Origin of the sequence: Micromonospora sp. NPDC003816 (genome assembly GCF_042874705.1) — a bacterium.
Lineage (GTDB): Bacteria > Actinomycetota > Actinomycetes > Mycobacteriales > Micromonosporaceae > Micromonospora.
This window is the reverse complement of record NZ_JBIANP010000003.1, coordinates 434631-453273: the sequence shown is the minus strand read 5'-3', so window position 1 is coordinate 453273 and position 18643 is coordinate 434631. Positions and strand designations below refer to the sequence as shown.

Annotated in this window: 17 protein-coding genes and 2 pseudogenes; 7 read left to right on the top strand and 12 right to left on the bottom strand. The window is 71.1% G+C overall.

Annotated features, from left to right (window positions below):
- Window positions 1–13: 13 nt before the first annotated feature.
- Window positions 14–1519, bottom strand: a complete 1506-nt coding sequence (gene miaB, locus ACFYTT_RS12960) for a tRNA (N6-isopentenyl adenosine(37)-C2)-methylthiotransferase MiaB (RefSeq protein ID WP_131053777.1) — start codon at window positions 1517–1519, stop codon at window positions 14–16.
- Between the two features lie 52 nt (window positions 1520–1571).
- Here miaB and ACFYTT_RS12955 point away from each other — a divergent pair, with 52 nt between their 5' ends.
- Window positions 1572–1790: a DUF2277 family protein gene (locus ACFYTT_RS12955; protein ID WP_117226614.1), complete on the top strand. Its 219-nt coding sequence runs from the start codon at window positions 1572–1574 to the stop codon at window positions 1788–1790.
- A gap of 164 nt (window positions 1791–1954) precedes the next feature.
- Here the strand turns inward: ACFYTT_RS12955 and ACFYTT_RS12950 are convergent, their stop codons facing one another.
- Together ACFYTT_RS12950 and selD are read right to left on the bottom strand one after the other, a co-directional pair.
- Complete coding sequence (locus ACFYTT_RS12950) at window positions 1955–2434, bottom strand: hypothetical protein (protein ID WP_131053778.1); 480 nt, start codon at window positions 2432–2434, stop codon at window positions 1955–1957.
- A gap of 326 nt (window positions 2435–2760) precedes the next feature.
- On the bottom strand, window positions 2761–3750 hold the full coding sequence (gene selD / locus ACFYTT_RS12945) for a selenide, water dikinase SelD (protein WP_387259045.1): 990 nt from the start codon (window positions 3748–3750) through the stop codon (window positions 2761–2763).
- 170 nt (window positions 3751–3920) lie between these two features.
- Between selD and ACFYTT_RS12940 the strand changes: the two genes are divergently transcribed.
- The 4 genes from ACFYTT_RS12940 (at window position 3921) to ACFYTT_RS12925 (ending at window position 7351) form a co-directional block, all read left to right on the top strand.
- On the top strand, window positions 3921–4688 hold the full coding sequence (locus ACFYTT_RS12940) for an amino acid ABC transporter ATP-binding protein (protein ID WP_162854365.1): 768 nt from the start codon (window positions 3921–3923) through the stop codon (window positions 4686–4688).
- 64 nt (window positions 4689–4752) lie between these two features.
- The gene (locus tag ACFYTT_RS12935; RefSeq protein ID WP_131053781.1) at window positions 4753–5631 is read left to right on the top strand and encodes a glutamate ABC transporter substrate-binding protein; all 879 of its coding nucleotides are present in this window, start codon (window positions 4753–4755) and stop codon (window positions 5629–5631) included.
- A 23-nt stretch (window positions 5632–5654) separates the two neighbouring features.
- Window positions 5655–6362, top strand: coding sequence for an amino acid ABC transporter permease (locus ACFYTT_RS12930; protein WP_131053782.1), 708 nt, complete (start codon window positions 5655–5657; stop codon window positions 6360–6362).
- Complete coding sequence (locus tag ACFYTT_RS12925) at window positions 6359–7351, top strand: amino acid ABC transporter permease (RefSeq protein ID WP_387259040.1); 993 nt, start codon at window positions 6359–6361, stop codon at window positions 7349–7351. The genes ACFYTT_RS12930 and ACFYTT_RS12925 overlap by 4 nt, the downstream gene beginning before the upstream one ends.
- Before the next feature lie 70 nt (window positions 7352–7421).
- On the opposite strand, the gene rny is transcribed toward ACFYTT_RS12925, so the two are convergent.
- The 9 genes and pseudogenes from rny to ACFYTT_RS12880 form a co-directional block, all read right to left on the bottom strand.
- A complete protein-coding gene (rny, locus tag ACFYTT_RS12920) occupies window positions 7422–9188 on the bottom strand; it encodes a ribonuclease Y (RefSeq protein ID WP_131053784.1) in 1767 nt (588 codons plus the stop codon).
- Between the two features lie 583 nt (window positions 9189–9771).
- Entirely contained in the window at window positions 9772–10530 is a 759-nt protein-coding gene (locus ACFYTT_RS12915; RefSeq protein ID WP_131053785.1) for a regulatory protein RecX, read from the bottom strand.
- A gap of 8 nt (window positions 10531–10538) precedes the next feature.
- Complete coding sequence (locus ACFYTT_RS12910) at window positions 10539–11039, bottom strand: hypothetical protein (RefSeq protein WP_350694093.1); 501 nt, start codon at window positions 11037–11039, stop codon at window positions 10539–10541.
- A gap of 171 nt (window positions 11040–11210) precedes the next feature.
- Window positions 11211–11786 (bottom strand): annotated as a pseudogene (locus tag ACFYTT_RS12905) (LAGLIDADG endonuclease); the annotation flags it as partial.
- A gap of 39 nt (window positions 11787–11825) precedes the next feature.
- A pseudogene (gene recA, locus ACFYTT_RS12900) lies at window positions 11826–12677 on the bottom strand (recombinase RecA); the annotation flags it as partial.
- 185 nt (window positions 12678–12862) lie between these two features.
- On the bottom strand, window positions 12863–13063 hold the full coding sequence (locus ACFYTT_RS12895; RefSeq protein ID WP_131053787.1) for a DUF3046 domain-containing protein: 201 nt from the start codon (window positions 13061–13063) through the stop codon (window positions 12863–12865).
- 5 nt (window positions 13064–13068) lie between these two features.
- Window positions 13069–14481, bottom strand: a complete 1413-nt coding sequence (locus ACFYTT_RS12890) for an MFS transporter (RefSeq protein WP_387259036.1) — start codon at window positions 14479–14481, stop codon at window positions 13069–13071.
- A 27-nt stretch (window positions 14482–14508) separates the two neighbouring features.
- Window positions 14509–15210, bottom strand: a complete 702-nt coding sequence (locus ACFYTT_RS12885; RefSeq protein ID WP_131057821.1) for a UdgX family uracil-DNA binding protein — start codon at window positions 15208–15210, stop codon at window positions 14509–14511.
- Window positions 15211–15293: 83 nt separating this feature from the next.
- Window positions 15294–16634, bottom strand: a complete 1341-nt coding sequence (locus ACFYTT_RS12880) for an aminotransferase class I/II-fold pyridoxal phosphate-dependent enzyme (protein ID WP_387259032.1) — start codon at window positions 16632–16634, stop codon at window positions 15294–15296.
- A gap of 34 nt (window positions 16635–16668) precedes the next feature.
- Between ACFYTT_RS12880 and ACFYTT_RS12875 the strand changes: the two genes are divergently transcribed.
- Both ACFYTT_RS12875 and leuE read left to right on the top strand, forming a co-directional pair.
- Window positions 16669–17913, top strand: a complete 1245-nt coding sequence (locus ACFYTT_RS12875; protein WP_387259029.1) for a bifunctional pyridoxamine 5'-phosphate oxidase family protein/GNAT family N-acetyltransferase — start codon at window positions 16669–16671, stop codon at window positions 17911–17913.
- Window positions 17910–18572 carry a leucine efflux protein LeuE gene (gene leuE, locus ACFYTT_RS12870; protein ID WP_176093034.1) on the top strand — a complete coding sequence of 221 codons (663 nt, stop codon included), beginning with the start codon at window positions 17910–17912 and terminating at the stop codon, window positions 18570–18572. Before ACFYTT_RS12875 ends, leuE begins: the two co-directional genes overlap by 4 nt.
- The last annotated feature ends 71 nt before the right edge of the window (window positions 18573–18643 follow it).

Below are 18643 nucleotides of genomic sequence, written 5' to 3'. Positions count from 1 at the left end.
CCCCGACCGGCTCTCAGGTCGCGACGGCGCAGCCGCTGGTCGGCGCGGGCACCACGGTCGGCGCGCCGACCGACGGCAACCCGAGCAACACCCCGGGGGTACGCGGCGCGCGTCCCGCCTCGGCCGCGTCACCGGCCCGGGTCCGCCGGTGCGACACCGGCTCCCCGTCGGCGTTGAGATGGTGCGGGGCGGCGTAGGTGATCGTGGTGTGCACGATGTCGCCCGGCCGGATCGAGCCCGCCTCGACCGTGCCCGTCGCGAAGTGCACCAGGCGGCCGTCGCGGGCCCGGCCCGACATCCGGCCGGTGCGGTCGTCCTTGCGGCCCTCCCCGACGGCGACCAGCACCTCGACGGTCTCGCCGACCAGCTTGCGGTTCTCCGCCCAGGTGATCTCCTCGACGCAGGCGATCAACCGCTCGTACCGTTCCTGCACCACCTGCTTGGGCAGTTGGCCGTCCATCGTCGCGGCGGGCGTGCCGGGGCGTTTCGAGTACTGGAACGTGAAGGCGGAGGAGAACCGCGCCTCGCGGACCACCTCCAGCGTGCGCACGAAGTCCGCCTCGGTCTCGCCGGGGAACCCGACGATGATGTCCGTGGTGATCGCCGCGTCCGGCATCGCGGTGCGGACCTTCTCGATGATCCCCAGGTATCTCTCCGACCGGTACGACCGACGCATCGCGCGCAGCACCTCGTCGGAGCCGGACTGCAACGGCATGTGCAGCGAGTGGCAGACGTTCGGCGTCTCGGCCATCGCGGCGATCACGTCGTCGGTGAAGTCCTTCGGATGCGGGCTGGTGAACCGGACCCGCTCCAGCCCGTCGATCTCCCCACAGGCGCGCAGCAGCTTGCCGAAGGCGTACCGGTCGCCGAACTCCACGCCGTACGAGTTGACGTTCTGCCCGAGCAGCGTCACCTCCAGCACGCCCTCGTCCACGAGCGCCCGCACCTCGCTGAGGATGTCGCCGGGACGGCGGTCCTTCTCCCGGCCCCGCAACGACGGCACGATGCAGAAGGTGCAGCTGTTGTTGCACCCCACCGAGATCGACACCCACCCCGCGTACGTGGACTCGCGGCGGGTCGGCAGCGTCGACGGGAACACGTCGAGGGCTTCGAGGATCTCCACCTCGGCGGCCGAGTTGTGCCGGGCCCGCTCCAGCAGCACCGGCAGCGAACCGATGTTGTGGGTGCCGAAGACCACGTCGACCCAGGGCGCCTTGCGGACGATGTCGCCGCGGTCCTTCTGCGCCAGGCAGCCGCCGACCGCGATCTGCATCCCGGGGTGCCGGTCCTTGACCGGCCGCAGGTGCCCGAGGTTGCCGTACAGTCGGTTGTCGGCGTTCTCGCGGACCGCGCAGGTGTTGAACACCACCACGTCCGGGGTGTCGTCGGCCTCGCCCGCGCGGATGTATCCCGCCTGTTCGAGCAGGCCGGAAATGCGCTCGGAGTCGTGCACGTTCATCTGGCAGCCGTAGGTGCGCACCTGGTAGGTGCGCGGGCCGCCCGCCGCTGCGGTAGTCATGACGTGCAAAGCGTAGCCGGACCCGTGGAACGGGGCGGAACGAGGAGGAGCCGTGTGCCGAAGCATCAAGACCCTGCGTGAGCCGTACACCCCACAGGTGACCGACGCGGACGTGGAGGCCGCGGCGTTGCAGTACGTCCGGAAGATCTCCGGATTCCGCGCGCCGGCGGCGCACAACGCCGCCGCGTTCGACGCCGCGGTGGCCGCGGTCGCCGCTGCCACCCGCACGCTGCTCGACGAACTCGTGGTCCGCGGCGCCCGACCGAGCTGACGCGCACCCCCGGTGCCGTCTCAGTGCAAGGAAGGGCACCTTGTTAACGCCTGCGGTAGAGGAAGGGACCCTTGTTAACAGCAACCCTCGTCTTGGCGGCTCGCGCCGTTAAGAAGGGGCCCGTGCTCTGCACGAGGCGTTAAGAAGGGGCCCTTCCTTACACCTCAGGCGGCGGCGAGGGCGGGGTTCACCGAGTCCGGGGTCCACCGCGAGCGGTGGCACCGGGACCAGCCCCGACAGCGCGAGTCGGCCTCGGTGCATAGGCGGCGCTCGCTGAGCACCTCACCGTCGTCGGTCTCCCGCACGTCGAAGTGCACCGGACGGATGCTCCCGTCGGGTGCGACCAGCAGGTGCCGGGTCTCGTCGAGCGTGTCGTCGCGCAGCAGGCAGTTGCGGTCGAGCAGCCGGGCCAGCGCCGCGACGCTGGGCAGCTCGGGCAACCCGTCGGGTACGCCGTAACTGTCCACGATCGTGGCGAACTCCCCCGGCGCCTGCCACACGTCGCAGATCACCGCGTACGTTGGCAACCGGGTCGGGTCGGCCACGGCCAGGGGCATGACCACCCGACCGAGCGCCTCGGCCAGTGCCGGGTAGACCTCCACCGGTCGTACCTGGTCGATTCTCCAGTTCCACAGCTCGGTCATGCCGCCTCCTCGCTGTGCTCGTTCCACCGGCCTCCGGATCGGGCCTTACTGACGATGGTGGGGGGCATTTGCCCCAAGCCGGGGGCAAGTTACCGGTCTGTGACCATTCTGGGCAAAATTTCCCGACGTCACATCGCTCGACGTAGCGGGAAGGTGACAGTTTATCGGGTATGGTCCGCGCTCCCACGCAACGGCTCGCCGGGTCGGCGCAGCGCCATCCGGCGTCCGGTGCGGGCCGATCCAGGGCTCGGCCCGAGACCAGCGCAGGACGACCGTCAGCGCAGGGCGACCGTCAGCGCAGGGCGACCGTCAGCGCAGGGCGACCGTCAGCGCAGGACGATCCGGTGTTCGCTGCGCGGCCTCAGCTCGCCGATCACCGGGGCGCCCGGCACCTCGCCGGCCACCAGCAGACCGCCCGAGGTCTGCGCGTCGGCCAGCAGCAGTCGCTCGGCCTCACCGACGGCGCCGAAGTCGGTCCACGGGGTCACCCATTCGAGGTTGCGGCGGGAGCCGCCGCTGACATACCCGTCCCGCACCGCTTCCGAGGCGCCGGCCAGACAGGGCACCCGGGCAGTGTCGATCACCACGGTGAGTTCGCTGGCCCGGGCCAGTTTCGACGCGTGGCCGAGCAGACCGAATCCGGTCACGTCGGTGCCGCAGCGCACGCCGGCCGCGACCGCCGCCCGGGCCGCGTCCCGGTTGAGCGTGGTCATCGCGGCGACCGCCTCGGGGAAGTTCTCCCCGGTGTTCTTGTGCCGGGTGTTGAGCACGCCGACACCGAGCGGTTTGGTGAGCGAGAGCGGTAGTCCGGCCCGCCCGCCGTCGAGGGTGATCAGTTCCTCCGGCCGGACCAGGCCGGTGACGGCCAGCCCGTACTTGGGACCGTCGTCGTCCACGCTGTGCCCGCCGGCCAGGTGGCAGCCGGCCTCCTGGGCCACGTCCCGGCCACCGCGCAGTACCTCGCGGGCCAGTTCCAGTGGCAGTACGTCACGGGGCCAGCAGAGCAGGTTGAGCGCCACCAACGGGGTGCCGCCCATCGCGTACACGTCGGAGAGTGCGTTGGCGGCGGCGATCCGGCCCCAGTCGTACGCGTCGTCGACCACCGGGGTGAAGAAGTCGGCGGTGGTCACCACGCCGGTCCGCTCGTCCAGCCGGACCACCGCCGCGTCGTCGCCGTGATCGAGCCCGACCAGCAGGTCGGCCGCGCCGGCGGCGGGACCGAGCCCGGCCACCATCGCCTCCAGCTCGCCGGGTGGGATCTTGCACGCACATCCGCCGCCACGGGCGTACCGCGTCAGCCGCACTGCCTCGGTCATAGCCCCATGATCTCCGTCACTCGGTGTGAGCACCAGCGCTCACCGGCAATTTCGGACTTCAGGTCAGGATCCGGGTCGGTGTTACCGCTCCGTGACCAACTGAGTTGTCTACCGACATGTCGCCCCGCCTACAGTGGCCGCTAACCGAGGGTCATCCGGCCCTCAAAGCAATGAGGGGGACGGTGGACGACGTGACGACGGGCGAACCGCTCATCGTGCTGGACTCGGTCAACAAGTGGTTCGGGCCGTTGCATGTACTGGACGACGTCTCGGTGTCGGTGAACCGGGGTGAGGTGGTCGTGGTCATCGGCCCGTCCGGCTCCGGCAAGTCGACCCTGTGCCGCACGATCAACCGACTTGAGCCGATCAACTCCGGCACCATCACGTTCGACGGCCAGACGCTGCCGGCCGAGGGCAAGGCCCTGGCGAAGCTGCGCAGCGAGGTCGGGATGGTGTTCCAGTCCTTCAACCTCTTCGCGCACAAGACGATCCTCGAGAACGTCACCCTTGGCCCGGTCAAGGTGCGCAAGGAGAAGCCGGCGGCGGCCCGCGAGCGGGGTCTGGCCCTGCTCGACCGGGTGGGCATCGCCAACCAGGCCGACAAGTACCCGGCCCAGCTCTCCGGCGGTCAGCAGCAGCGCGTCGCGATCGCTCGGGCGTTGGCCATGCAGCCCAAGGCGATGCTCTTCGACGAGCCCACCAGCGCACTCGACCCGGAGATGGTCGGCGAGGTGCTGGAGGTGATGACCTCGCTGGCCCGTGACGGCATGACCATGGTCGTGGTGACCCACGAGATGGGCTTCGCCCGGCACGCCGCCAACCGGGTCATCTTCATGGCCGACGGCAAGCTGGTCGAGGAGTCCACCCCGAACGAGTTCTTCGCCAGCCCGAAGACCGACCGGGCCAAGGACTTCCTCTCCAAGATCCTCACTCACTAGTCCGACCGAATACGAGCACGCCGTCCCCCCGGCGGCGGAGCTTTGTCGCAGAAGGAGATGAAAAATGCGTATTAAGCGCATAGCGGCCGTTGCCGCGGCAGCCACCCTCGCCCTCGGCATGACCGCCTGCGGCGGGGACGACGCCGACGACGCCGCCACCGGCGAGACCAAGGACTTCGCCGCCGGCAGCACGATGGAGCGCCTCAACAAGGCCCAGTCCATCAAGATCGGCACCAAGTTCGACCAGCCGCTGTTCGGCCTCAAGGGCCTCGACGGCGACCCGCAGGGCTTCGACGTCGAGGTCGGCAAGGTCATCGCCGCCGAGCTGGGCATCCCGGCGAGCAAGATCGAGTGGGTCGAGACCCCGTCCGCCGTCCGCGAGCAGCGGATCGAGGAGTCGGCGGTCGACCTGGTCATCGCGACCTACACGATCAACGACACCCGCAAGGAGCGGATCGACTTCGCCGGGCCGTACTACATCGCCGGCCAGACGATCCTGGTCCGGGCCGACGAGAACGAGATCACCGGCCCCGACTCGTTCAAGACGACCACCAAGAAGATCTGCTCGGTGCAGGGTTCGACCCCGGCCAAGAACATCGAGCCGTACCTGAGCAACGTCGCCGAGCAGCTCGTCGTCTTCGACGTGTACACCAAGTGCCTCGACGCCCTCAAGGGCGGCCAGGTGGACGCGATCACCACGGACAACGTGATCCTGACCGGCTACATGTCGCAGAACGAGGGCCAGTTCAAGCTCGCCGGTGAGACCTTCACCGAGGAGCCGTACGGCATCGGCCTCAAGAAGGGCGACAACGACTTCCGCACCTTCCTGAACGACACCCTCGAGGCGTCCTTCACCGACGGCCGTTACCTGGAGGCCTGGAAGAACACCGCGGGCAAGGTCGACTCGACCGACCCGAAGATCCCGACCGTCGACCGCTACTGATCCCTTAGCTGAAGGGTGATTTCGTGAACGTCCTCGTCGACAATTTCGACGTCTTTCGCAGTGGATTCTTTGTCACTCTTCAGCTCTGCATCCTGTCGGCCACGGGGGCGTTGATCCTCGGCGTTCTCGTGGCCGTCATGCGGATCTCGCCGGTGCCGCCACTGCGGTGGCTCGGCGGAACGTATGTCACGGTGCTGCGCAACTGTCCACTCACGATTGTCATGTTCTTCGCGGCGTTCGGTCTCCCGGCACTCGGGTCCAACGCCGACTTCCTCCGGATCCCGGGGCTGGACGCGATCTTCCAGCGCATGGGCACCGATCTCCCCTACTTCCGGTTCGCGTTCATCGCGCTGAGCGTCTACACGGCCGCCTTCGTGGCCGAGGCGGTCCGCAGCGGTGTGAACGGTGTGTCGAGCGGCCAGGCCGAGGCGGCTCGGGCCATCGGGCTCACCTTCACGCAGAACCTGCGCTTCGTCGTCCTGCCCCAGGCATGGAAAGGAGCGATCGTGCCGCTCGGCAGCGTGCTGATCGCCATGATCAAGAACTCGGCGCTGGCCGGCTTCTTCGGCGTCGCCGGAGACCTCTCCGCCAGTGGCCAGGCACTCACCAGTGTGGGTGGCCTGCCGATCATCCCCGTCTTCATCGGCATCAGCCTGGGCTACCTGATCCTCACGGTCCCCCTCGGCCTGATGCTGGACCGGATCGAGCGCCGGCAGGCGGTGGCCCGATGAGCAACCAGACGATGTCGGTCCTCTACGACGCCCCCGGTCCGCGCGCCCGTCGGGTCACCATCATCTCCAGCGTGCTCGCCGCCGTCGCGGCCGTCGCCGGTGCCTACTTCCTCGTGTACAAGCCGCTCGACGAGCGTGAGCAGTTCGCGATGGAGAAGTGGGGACCGCTGATCGACCCGAGCAACGAGGTCTTCGGCCAGGTGTGGACCCAGCTCGGCCAGGGCTTCCAGGCCACGCTGATCGCCGCCGCGCTGGCCATCGTCAGCTCGCTGATCTTCGGCACCCTGCTCGCCATCCTGCGGGTGCAGCTCAAGGCGCTGATGCGCCGTCGCTTCACCACCCTGGCGCCGCCGGTGGCCCTGGCCGTACGCGGGCTGAGCTGGGTGCTCAACGGCGTGACCAAGTTCTTCGTCGAGGTGTTCCGGGGACTGCCGGTCGTCATTACGATCTTCTTCTGCGCCAGCGGCCTGCCGGTTCTCGGCGTGGACCTGGGCAGCATCCTGTGGTATCTGGTGATCGGCCTGACCATCTACAACGGTGTGGTCATCGGTGAGATCCTCCGCTCCGGCATGGAGGGCCTGCCCGGCGGCCAGCGCGAGGCGGCCGACGCGATCGGTCTGACCTCGTTCCAGGCGACCCGGATGATCCTGCTGCCGCAGGCGTTCCGGATCATGCTCCCGGCGCTGATCAGCCAGCTCGTCGTGGTCTTCAAGGACACCTCGCTGGGCTTCATCATCAGCTACGAGGAGGTGCTCCGGAAGAGCAGCTTCGTCATCCAGGTGCTGGACAACCCGATCCAGGTGTACTTCGTCGTCGGCGTCATCTACATCGCCGTCAACTACCTGCTGTCGAAGCTCGCCGAGTACGCCCAGCGCCGCCTCGCCCAGGGCCGTCGGACGATCAAGAACACGCCGAAGGACGACGCGACCCCGAGCCGGGCAGAGCCGGGCCTCGGCCAGGACGTGGCGGTCGCCGGCACGGCCACCTGACCCCGATCAGGAGCACCACCCCAACCGGATGGCCGGTCGGAGGCGAGAAGCCACCGACCGGCCATCGGCGTCAGCGGGCGATCTCGGTGACCCGGGACTCGCGTACCACCGTCACCCGGATCTGCCCCGGGTAGGTCAACTCTTCCTCGACCTGCTTGGCCACGTCGCGGGCCAGCACCGCCGCGCCGATGTCGTCGACGTCGTCGGGCTTGACCATCACCCGGATCTCCCGGCCCGCCTGCATGGCGAAGACCTTCTCCACACCCTGCTTGCCGGCCGCGATCTCCTCGATCCGCTCCAGCCGCTTCACGTACGCCTCAAGGCTCTCCCGCCGTGCCCCCGGCCGTCCGCCGGAACAGGCGTCGGAGGCCTGGGTGAGCACGGCCTCGACGGTCTGCGGCGGCACCTCGTTGTGGTGCGCCTCGATGGCGTGCACCACGTCCTCGCTCTCGCCGTACTTGCGGGCCACGTCGGCACCGATGATGGCGTGGCTGCCCTCCACCTCGTGGGTGAGCGCCTTGCCGATGTCGTGCAGGAACGCCGAGCGCTTGATCAACGGCACGTCCAGGCGCAGCTCGGCGGCCATCACCCCGGCGATGTGCGCGGTCTCCACCAGGTGCTTGAGCACGTTCTGCCCGTACGAGGTGCGGTAGCGCAGCCGCCCGAGCAGGGTGATCAGCTCGTCGTGGATCTCGGTGATCCCGACCTCCACGAGGGCGTCCTCGGCGGCCCGCCGGCAGAGCTGGTCCACCTCCTGGCGGGCCAGGTCGTGCACCTCCTCGATCCGGTGCGGGTGGATCCGGCCGTCGAGCACCAACTTCTCCAGGGTCAACCGGCCCACCTCCCGGCGTACCGGGTCGAAGCAGGAGAGCAGCACCGCCTCGGGGGTGTCGTCGATGATCAGGTTGACGCCGGTGACCGACTCGAAGGCCCGGATGTTACGGCCCTCCCGGCCGATGATCCGGCCCTTCATCTCGTCGCCCGGCAGGTGCAGCACACTGACCACGCTCTCCGCGGTCTGTTCGCTGGCCACCCGCTGGATCGCGTCGACCACGATGTGCCGGGCCCGCTGCTCGGCCGTCGACCGGGCGTCGGACTCGATGTCCCGCACCAGCAGCGCGGCCTCCCGCTTGGCCTGGGTCTCGATCGCCTCGACCAGCTCGGTCCGGGCCGCGTCGGCGGTCAGTCCGGCCACCCGTTCCAGCTCCCGACGCCGCTGGTTCTCCGCCTCGGTCAACTCCGTCTCCCGGACCGCCAGCGCCGCCTCACGAGCCGCCAACGCCGCATTCGCGGCGGTGAGCTGGCGCTCCCGCTCGGCGAGCCGCTCCACCTCCTCGGTGTGCAGCCGCTCCCGCTCGTCCATCCGGGTCGCCCGCCGCTCGACCTCGGCGGCCTGTTCCCGGGTGGTCGCGGCGAGCACCGCCACCTCCCGCTCACCGCTGCGCCGGGCCGCCGTCCGCAACTGTTCGGCGTCCGCCTCGGCCTGCTTGTGCGCCCGTTCCAGTACGGCGTCCGCCTCGGCGCGGGCGTCGTCGAGCACCCGGCGGGCCTCCGCTCGGGCCGACTTCGCCTCCGCCTTGGCCCCCGCCGCCTCGGCGCGCGCGGCGGACGCCGCCGACTTGGCCACGTCGATGGTGCTGTTCACCTCGTCGGCGGCGGTCCGCAACGCCGCCAGCGACTGCTCCCGACGGTCCTTCTCCGCGATGTAGGCGGGATCCTCCGGCGCGGGGCGTGACTGCATGCCGCGCAGCACCCGCAACCCGAGGAAGGCCGCACCGAGCACGACCACGGTCAGCAACAGGACGGCGACCAGGAGCACCACGTCCAGGCCCCTCATCCGGCGGCCCCCCGGGCTGCGTCACCGGTCGCCGCGACGCGGGGCGTCGGCTTCCCCGGCGACCCCGGACTCTGCTCACCGTCGTCGGTGGCCCCCGCCTCGGCGGGTGCGCCCGCTCCCCCGCTCATGCCGGCCACCCGATGGACCCGTACCGCCTCGACATGGCGCGCCTCCCCTGAACGTCGCGCCGCAGCAGCATGCCGGTGGACACGCTCCTACGGCTCTGGACGCCCGACCGGAGCGCCTGGCCGTGGGATGGCTTCCTCCGCCGACGAGGTCACGGGGACCGTCGGCGGGCCGGGTGCAGTTGTCACGCCGATCCGGACCGGCCTGTCCGGTCGACGTATGCAGCCGGCGAAACCGGCCAAAGTGATGCTGTTCTGTTACGAGATCTATGTTGTGCGCTTAGCCTGCGCCGGTCGGGCAATGTGAGCCTTTATGGCGAGGCTAGGACTCCAACGCCCTCCGGTCAAGAAGTCATGATCAAACCACCCGGACGGAGAGAAGTCACCCAGTCACCCTGAGCCACTGAAGAGTCGGACGTGAGCGGACAAACGCCACCGATGTCCGAGCGAACCTCCGGTCAGTCGCCCGGACCGCCCGGACCGCCCGCAGCGTCCCCCTCGGCGTCGATCAAGGCGTCCGCGTCGAGTCGCTCGGCGAACTCGGCCGCCTCGGCGCTCTGCGCCGCCAGGGCGTCCTTCACCGCCCGGATCGCCACGCCCGGGGGGTACCCCTTGCGGGCCAGCATGCCGACCAGTCGCCGGAACACCGCGTCCGGCTCACCTCGGGCCGTCCGCAGCTTGCGCTCCACCAGGGCCCGCGCGGTCTCCGCCTCGGTGGTCTCGTCCAACTCACCGAGCGCCTCACTGGCGGTCTCACCGTCCACGCCGTGCCGGCGCAGCTCGTTGGCGAGCGCCCGGCGGGCCAGCCCACGGCCGGCGTGCCGGCTGCTCACCCAGGCCCGGGCGAACGCGGCGTCGTCGATGATGCCGACCTCGTCGTACCGGTCGAGGACTCCGACGGCGGTCTCCTCGGAGATGCCCCGTCGGGCCAGCGCGGCGGCCAACTCGGCACGGGTGCGCGGACGCACCGCCAGCTGCCGCAGGCAGATCTCCCGGGCCATCTCGGCCTCGTCCCGGGGCGGGTTCGTCCGTCGACCGCCCGCCGTTTCCTCGACCGCCGACGCACCGGGGCCCGTCTCGTCGTCGGGCGGACCGGCGGCCGGGTCGAACTCGTCACCGGCGGCGCGGCGACCTCGACGGGGGCGAGGGGTGCCATCGGCCGCACGGGGCGGACTGGCATCCCAGCCCCGCCCCGTGCGCGCACGTCGTCCAGCCATGAGTCAGATCAGAAGTCGACCGGCGGCAGCTCCGGGCCACCGGCGGCATCACCCGCACCGGCCCCGACGCCGAGCTTCTCCAGGATCTTCTTCTCGATCTCGGCGGCCACGTCCGGGTTCTCCCGGAGGAACTCGCGGGCCTTCTCCTTGCCCTGGCCGAGCTGGTCACCGTCGTACGTGTACCAGGCGCCGGACTTGCGGATGATCGCCTGCTCGACGCCGACGTCGATCAGCGAACCCTCACGGGAGATGCCCTTGCCGTACATGATGTCGAACTCGGCCTGCTTGAACGGCGCGGCCACCTTGTTCTTCACGACCTTGACCCGGGTGCGGTTACCGACCACGTCGGTGCCGTCCTTGAGGCTCTCGATGCGGCGCACGTCGAGCCGGACCGAGGCGTAGAACTTCAGCGCCCGACCACCCGTCGTCGTCTCGGGGCTGTTGTGCACCATGACCCCGTCGACGAAGTAGTTGTGGTTGCCCTCCACCTCGATGTCGAACCGGTTCATGGAGCGGGTCTTCGGCTTGACCCGCACGTCGATGACCCGGGCAGGAACCGGAGTGAGCTCCTCCGGAACGAACTGCGGCTCGACGGCGTACCGGCCACGGAACCGCGGCAGCAGCTTCGACTCCATCGCCACCGGCACGTACGGAGCGACCAACTCCTGGAACCTCGCCGACGACTCCGTGGTGAAGATGATCGACGCCGTCTGCCGCGCCCCACGGGAGACCAGCTTCACATCCATGCCGTACGCGTCCCGCAGGTGCTCGACCAGCCGGTCGCGGCTGCCCTCCGCCATCGCCTCGACGCAGATCTCGATCCGGCCGGACCCTCCCGCCGTGCGCTCCTGCACGCCCGTGGACCGGACCGTGAAGCAGCCATCGTCCATGTACCACACCGCGAGGGCGAGCGGGGTCAGCGCCTTGAGATAGTCCCAGCTCAGGTGCTTCTTACCGTCACCCAGGTAGACGGCCTGCCGCAGCTCGTCCAGCTCCGGCAGCGGAGTGAAGTCGACGAAGGCCGCGCCTCGGGAGTCGGTGTGCCGGGAGTGCCCGATGTTGCCGAGCAGCGAGACCTTCCAGTCCAGGTAGTCGACCTGCTGCACGCCATGACCGAGGCGGAAACGGACGCCGGAACGGTCCCGGCGGTTCGGCGAGAGTGCGCCGTCGCCCATCAGCGACCCGAGCACCACCTGCCACTGCTGCTCGCTGAGGCGCCGCGCCTCGGCCAGCATCACCCGGTCACCGGCGATCACCTCGCCCGCCTCGCGCCAGCCGCCGGGAGTGCGGATCAGGTGGTTGGCGGTGGCGGCGAACTGCGCCCGCCCGTTGCCGCCGGACTTGGCGACGGTGAACTGGAGGAACTGCTCGGCCGGACCGTTGTTGAACCAGTTGACGATCCGCTTCGGCTCGACCCGGTCGGTCTCCGGGTCGTAGGAGAGGACCTCGACGTCCATCCGCTGGTTGACGATCTTGCCGATCTTCTCCTGGGTGCCGTCGGCCAGGGTGACCCGGGTCGAGTACGACATGCACCCGAACATGACGCCGATCTTCTCGCGGAGCTGGTTGATGAAGATCGCGGTGGTGCCGGTGTTGTTGAGCACACCGGTGATCTTCCGCAGCGCCTGGCTCATCAGCCGGGCCTGCAGACCCACGTGGCTGTCGCCCATCTCGCCCTCGATCTCGGCGCGCGGCACCAGCGCGGCGACCGAGTCGATCACGATGATGTCGATGGCGCCGGAGCGGACCAGCATGTCCACGATCTCCAGCGCCTGCTCGCCGGTGTCCGGCTGGGAGACCAGCAGAGCGTCGGTGTCGACGCCGAGGGCCTTGGCGTACTCCGGGTCGAGCGCGTGCTCGGCGTCGATGAACGCGGCGATGCCGCCGGCCCGCTGGGCGTTGGCCACCGCGTGCAGGGCGACCGTGGTCTTACCGCTGCTCTCCGGGCCGTAGACCTCGACGACCCGGCCCCGGGGCAGGCCGCCCACGCCGAGCGCGACGTCGAGGGCGATGGAGCCGGTGGTGATCACCGCGGTCTGGATGATCGGCCGCTCCCCGAGCCGCATCACCGAGCCCTTGCCGAACTGTTTATCGATCTGAGCGAGAGCAAGGTCGAGCGCCTTCTCCCGGTCCGGCCCTGCCGCCATCGTTGCCACCCCTGCCTTCGCCGGCGTCTTTCCTGAGCTTCGCGTCACGCGGGACACGCTAGGCGCTGGGTCCGACAGAAAACCAGCCGACGGGCCGTGATCTGTGGACGAGCACCCCGCTGTGGACAATAGCCGAACAGGTGTACGAGTCGGCAAGGGACACGCGGAAGTAACGAATCGGCTGCTCAGCGTAGTCGGGCGGGCACCCGGTCGGGATAGGCGGCGACCACCGCACGCCACACCACGTGCGTCTGGGCACCGGCCGCGAGCGCCTGCTCGATGGTCCGCCCGTCGAGCTGCGCCAGCACCTGGTCACGGGCGATGCTGGCCGCGTACCCGGGGCCGAACGCCTCCTCCAGCCGCGTCCAGAAGTCGGTCAGCCGCACGTCGATCAGTCCTCCTCGTCCGGTGCGCCCACCGGCACCGGCCGCAACGCTAGCGCCAGCAGGGGGGCGACCGCGACCGCCGCCAGCAGGGTCAGCACGGGATATCCCGACACCTGCACGACAAACCCGCTGATCGCGCCGGCCAGCGCACCGGCCAGCCCCATGAGCAGGTCGGACAGGCCCTGGGCGCTGGGGCGTACCGCGTCCGGCACGGACTCCGACAGCAGCGTGGAGCCGGCCACCATGGTCGCCGACCAGCCGAGCCCGAGCAGCACCAGCCCGACGACCAGCCGGGGGGTGTGGTGGCCGGCAGTGCCGGCGACCGCGCAGGCGGCCAGCAGCGTGCCGACCCCGCCGAGGATCACCGCGCGACGGCCGAGCCGGTCGGCGAGCCAGCCGACCACCGGGGCGAGCGCGTACATGCCGGCGATGTGCAGGCTCAGCACCAGCCCCACCACCGGCAGCACCTCGTCCACCGGGTGGAACTCGCGCAGGTGCACCGGGGTCATCGCCATCACGGCCACCATCACCAGGTGGCCGACGGCCACGGCGGCCACGCCGAGTCGGGCGGCCGGGCGGGCGCGTACCACCGACCAGGCGGCACGCATCCCCGCACCGCGCCGGGCCGACGGCACCGGCACCGGCACGGGCTCGGCCGTCACCGGGTCGCCGGAGGGCGGCGGCGCGGGTGTCGACCGCTCGCCGGCCGACACGGCGACATCCCCACCGGGACCGTCGGGGACCGCCGCCGCGAGACGGCGTGCGGTCAGCAGCGGGTCGGGCCGCAACCGCACCAGGAGTACGCCGGCGGCGAGCACGAACGCGACGGCGCTGAACGCGAACGGTCCGGACAGCGCCGGCAGCCCCCACCCACCGGTGACGCGGTCGGCCAGCGCGGCGAAGTTCGGGGCGGCCACCGCGCCGACGGTGGTGGCCCAGACGACCAGCGACAGGTGCCGGGCGCGGCGGGCCGGCGCGGCCAGGTCGACGGCGGCGTAGCGGGCCTGGAGGTTGGCCGCGGACCCGCCGCCGAACAGCAACATGCCGAGGAAGAGCAGCGGGATCCACCCGGTCGCCGCGGCCACCACGATCAGCGTCCCGCCCAGCGCGCCGACGCAGTACGCGACGGCCAGGCCCGGCCGGCGACCGTGCCCGGTGATGATCCGGGTGATCGGTACGGCCAGCAGCGCACCGCCGACCACGGCGGCGCTCTGCGCCAGACCGGCCGCGGCGGTGCCGGCGAGCTCGGCGACGAGCAGCGCCCCGACGGCGAAGCCGATGGTCACCCCGATCCCGCCGAGCACCTGGGTACCGCAGAGCAGGCGCAGGGTACGCCGCTGGAGCGACGCGACGTCGACGGGCGCCGGTGAGGTCACCGGGGACTCGTCGCGGTCGCGTTCGTGCAGATGCGGGCGCATGGCGGCAAGTGTGGCACCGCCGGACGGTCACCGGGTGAGTGCGCGGGCCGCCACCTTCAGGTCGGCGACGAGGCCGTCGTAGGCGACGTCCTGGTTGTCGGCGCGCAGCACCGCCGACGGGTGGATGGTGGCCAGCAGCCGGGCGGCGGGGGCGTCGGCGGTGTGCCCGGCGCTGTCCACCGGGACCCGCTGGAAGTCCTCGGGATGCTGCGCGGCGGCCGGCCAGGGCAGCAGTTCGCCACGCTGGCGGGTGACCCGGAACGTCGGGCCGAGCAGCGCCTTCGCGGCGGTCGCCCCGAGCACCACCACGATCTCCGGGTGCAGGCGGGCGAACTCGGCGACCAGCCAGGGCCGGCAGGCGGTGATGTGCACCCGGTCCGGCGTCTGGTGGATGCGCCGCCTGCCGCGCAGCTCGAAGCGGAAGTGCTTCACCGCGTTGGTGAGATAGATCTGCCGAGGGTCCAGCCCCGCGTCGTCGACCGCCCTGCGGAGCAGCCGACCCGCCGGGCCGACGAAGGGTAGTCCCTTCTGGTCCTCCAGGTCGCCGGGCTGCTCGCCGACGAAGACCACCCGGGCTCCGGCGTCGCCCCGACCGAAGACGGTCTGCGAGGCGTCGCGGTACAGCTCGCAGCCCCGGCAGCCGGCAGCGGCGGCGCGCAGGTCGTCGAGCGTGTCGGCGCGCGGCGGGATGAACCGTTGGGCGCCCGGTGCGGTGTCGGTGTCGGCCATGGCGACTGTTCTACCCGGTGTGGCGCGGGCCACGCGAACAAGGCCGGCAGTTCGGCCGTACGGGCAGGTCACGGGCAGATCGGTCAGGCACTGAACCCGGCGGGTACGGCAGGGCGTGCCGCCCGGGCCAGCGCGTCGGCCAGCGCCGGTAGGTCCTCCTCGTCCAGCGCGCTGACGGTGATCCGCAACGCGGGCGGACCGGCGATGCGGTAGAGCGCGCCCGGGGCGGCCAGCCAGCCGGCGTCCCGCAGCACGGTCGCGGCGAGGGTCTCGTCGGCCACCGGCAGCCACACGTTGATGCCGCTGCGTCCGTGGGCGGGCAGGCCACGGACGGCCAGGGCGGCGATCAACCCGTCGCGCCGCCGTTCGTAGCTGTCGGCGGCCCGCGCGACCGAGGCGGTCACCGCCGGGTCGTGCCAGAGCGAGAGCACCAGGCGTTGCAGCACGGTGGAGACCCAACCGGCGCCGACGCGGGCCCGTCCGGCCACCCGGGCCACCGTGGTCTCGTCCCCGGCCAGCACGGCCAGCCGCAGGTCGGGGCCGAACGGTTTGCTCACCGAGCGGAGGAAGGCCCAACTGGCGGTCGCGCCGGCCAGCGGGTGCAGCGGCACCCGGGCCAGCTCGGCGGCGTGGTCGTCCTCGATCAGCAGCAGGTCGGCGTACTCGGCGAGCAGGGCGCGCAGCGCGGCGGCCCGGTCGGCGGAGACGGCCGCGCCGGTGGGGTTCTGCGCCCGGCTGGTCACCACCAGCGCCCGTGCTCCGGCGGCCAGCGCGGCGGCCACCCCGGCGACCATCGGCCCGTCGTCGTCGACCGGTACGCCGATCGGCCGCATCCCCAACGCGGCGATCAGGTCGAGCAGGCTGGCCCAGCCCGGGTCCTCGACGGCCACCGCGTCACCGGGACGCAGGTGCGCGCCGAGCAGGCGCTCGATGCCGTCCAGCGCGCCGCCGGTGAGAGTCACCTCGGCCGGCGGGATCCCGTCGGCGGCCAGTCGTTCCCGGGCCGCCTCGGCGACCTCCGGCAGCACGCCGACGTCGGGGTAGCCGACCGGCGTACCGGCGGATTCGGCCAGCCGGGCCAGGTGCGGGCCGAGCGGGGGCAGCAGCCGGGTGTCGGGCTGCCCGGCGGAGAGATCGCGCAGCCCGGGGCCGGGAGGTGGGCGCAGGGCGGCGCGGCGGGCGGCCACCGGCGGGCGGGGGCGTACCCGGGTGCCGTGCCGGCCCGCGGTGACGACCAGGCCGCGTCGACGCAGGTCGGCGTAGGCGCGGGAGACGGTGGCCGGGCTGACCGCCAGCTCCACGGCGAGCGTGCGGACCGGCGGTAGCGGATCACCGGGGACGAGGGCGGCGTGGCGGATGCCCGATTCGACGCTGGCCGAGATCTCGGCGGCCGTCGCACCGGTCACCTGATAGCGTGCTGACACAAATAAGAGATTGTACTAGAACAAAGGTGGCAGCATGTACACGCCGACCGCCCGTACCACCGCCAGCCGCTCCCGGGACCGGATGAGCTACGACCGCGACGCCGCGCACGCGGTGCTCGACGAGGCGTACCACTGCGCGCTCGCCTTCACCGTGGACGGTGAGCCCCGCGTCCTGCCCACCCTGCACGTCCGCGTCGGCGACACCCTCTATCTGCACGGCTCCACCGGCAGCCGGCCGCTACTCGCCGCCCGCGGCGACGGCCTGCCGGTGTGCGTGGCGGTCACCCTGCTGGACGGCCTGGTGTATGCCCGGTCGCAGTTCCACCACAGCGCCAACTACCGCTCGGTGATCGCGCACGGCACCGCCCACCTGGTCACCGACACCGATCTGCGGGCCGAGGTCTTCACCGCCCTGGTGGAGAAGATCGGCACCGGCCGTGCGGCGGAGAGCCGCCCGCCGAGCCGACGGGAACTGGCCGAGACCGCCCTGATGGCGCTGCCGCTGCGCGAGGTCTCCGTCCGCACGCGCACCGGCGGCGTCCGCGACGAACCCGCCGACCTGGCGCTGCCCCACTGGGCCGGGGTGGTGCCGCTGCGGCTGACCGCCGGGCCGCCGCAACCCGACGCCGGGGTCACCGCGCCGGTGCCGGCGTACCTGCGACCGGCCGCCACACCGTGGCACCAGGCGACCGAACTGCACGGCACGCACGTCCGGCTGGAACCGCTGGACCTGTCGCACACCGACGAGATGTACGCGGCCACCACCGACCCGGAGGTCTGGCGGCACCTGGGCGTCCCCCAGCCGGCCGACCCCGAGGCGCTGCGCGACGAGATCGCCACGGCGCTGGCCGCCCAGCACCGTGGCGAGCGGGTCGCCTGGGCACAACGGTCTGCGGTGACCGGGGCCGTCGTCGGCTCCACCTCGTACTACGAGATCGACGAGGACCGGCGGTCGCTGGCCATCGGCTACACCTACCTCGGGCGACCCTGGTGGCGTACCGGAATCAACACCGAGGCCAAGCTGCTGCTGCTCGGCCGCGCCTTCGACGACCTCGGCGCGATCCGGGTGGTCTGGCACACCGACATCCGCAACGAACGCTCGCAGCAGGCCATCGCACGGCTCGGCACCACCCGGGAAGGCGTGCTGCGCAGACACCGGCAGCGGCCGGACGGTTCGTGGCGGGACACCGTGCAGTACTCGATGACCGCCGACGAGTGGCCGAACGCACAGGTCAGGCTGCGGGAAAGGCTTCTCTCGGGAGCCGGCGCGGCCGGATGATGTCGGGCGTGCTGGGGATCACCGACATCTGGACGTACGTGCTGGGCACCGTCGCCATCATCATGCTGCCCGGACCGAACTCGCTCTTCGTCCTCTCCACCGCCGCCCGGCGCGGGGTGGGCACCGGGTACCGGGCCGCCGGCGGGGTGCTCGTCGGCGACGCGGTGCTCATGGTCCTCTCCGCCGCCGGAGTGGCCTCGCTGCTCAAGGCGTACCCGCCGGTCTTCCTCGTGATCAAGTACGCGGGTGCCGCGTACCTGGGCTATGTGGGGGTGACCATGCTGCGTGGCGCCTGGCGGCGCTGGCGCGACCGCAACGACCCGGACACGCCTCGGCTGATCGACGCCGCGAAGCCGGCGGAGATGCGCAGCCCGTTCCGCAAGGCCATGATGATCAGCCTGCTCAACCCGAAGGCGATCCTCTTCTTCATCTCGTTCTTCATCCAGTTCGTCGACCCGACGTATGCCTGGCCGGCACTGTCCTTCCTGCTGCTCGGGCTGATCGCACAGGTGACCAGCCTGCTCTACCTGACCGCGTTGATTTTCGCGGGCACGTTCCTGGCCGCCCAGTTCAGGCAACGCCGCCGACTGTCGGCCGGGGCGACCAGCGCCGTGGGCGCGCTGTTCCTCGGCTTCGGTCTCAAGCTCGCGCAGGGTTGAGGGCAGGGCTGCGGCTCGTGTGTGTTGTTGTGTTGTTGTGTTGTTGTTTGTAAGGAGGGGTCCCCTGCTAA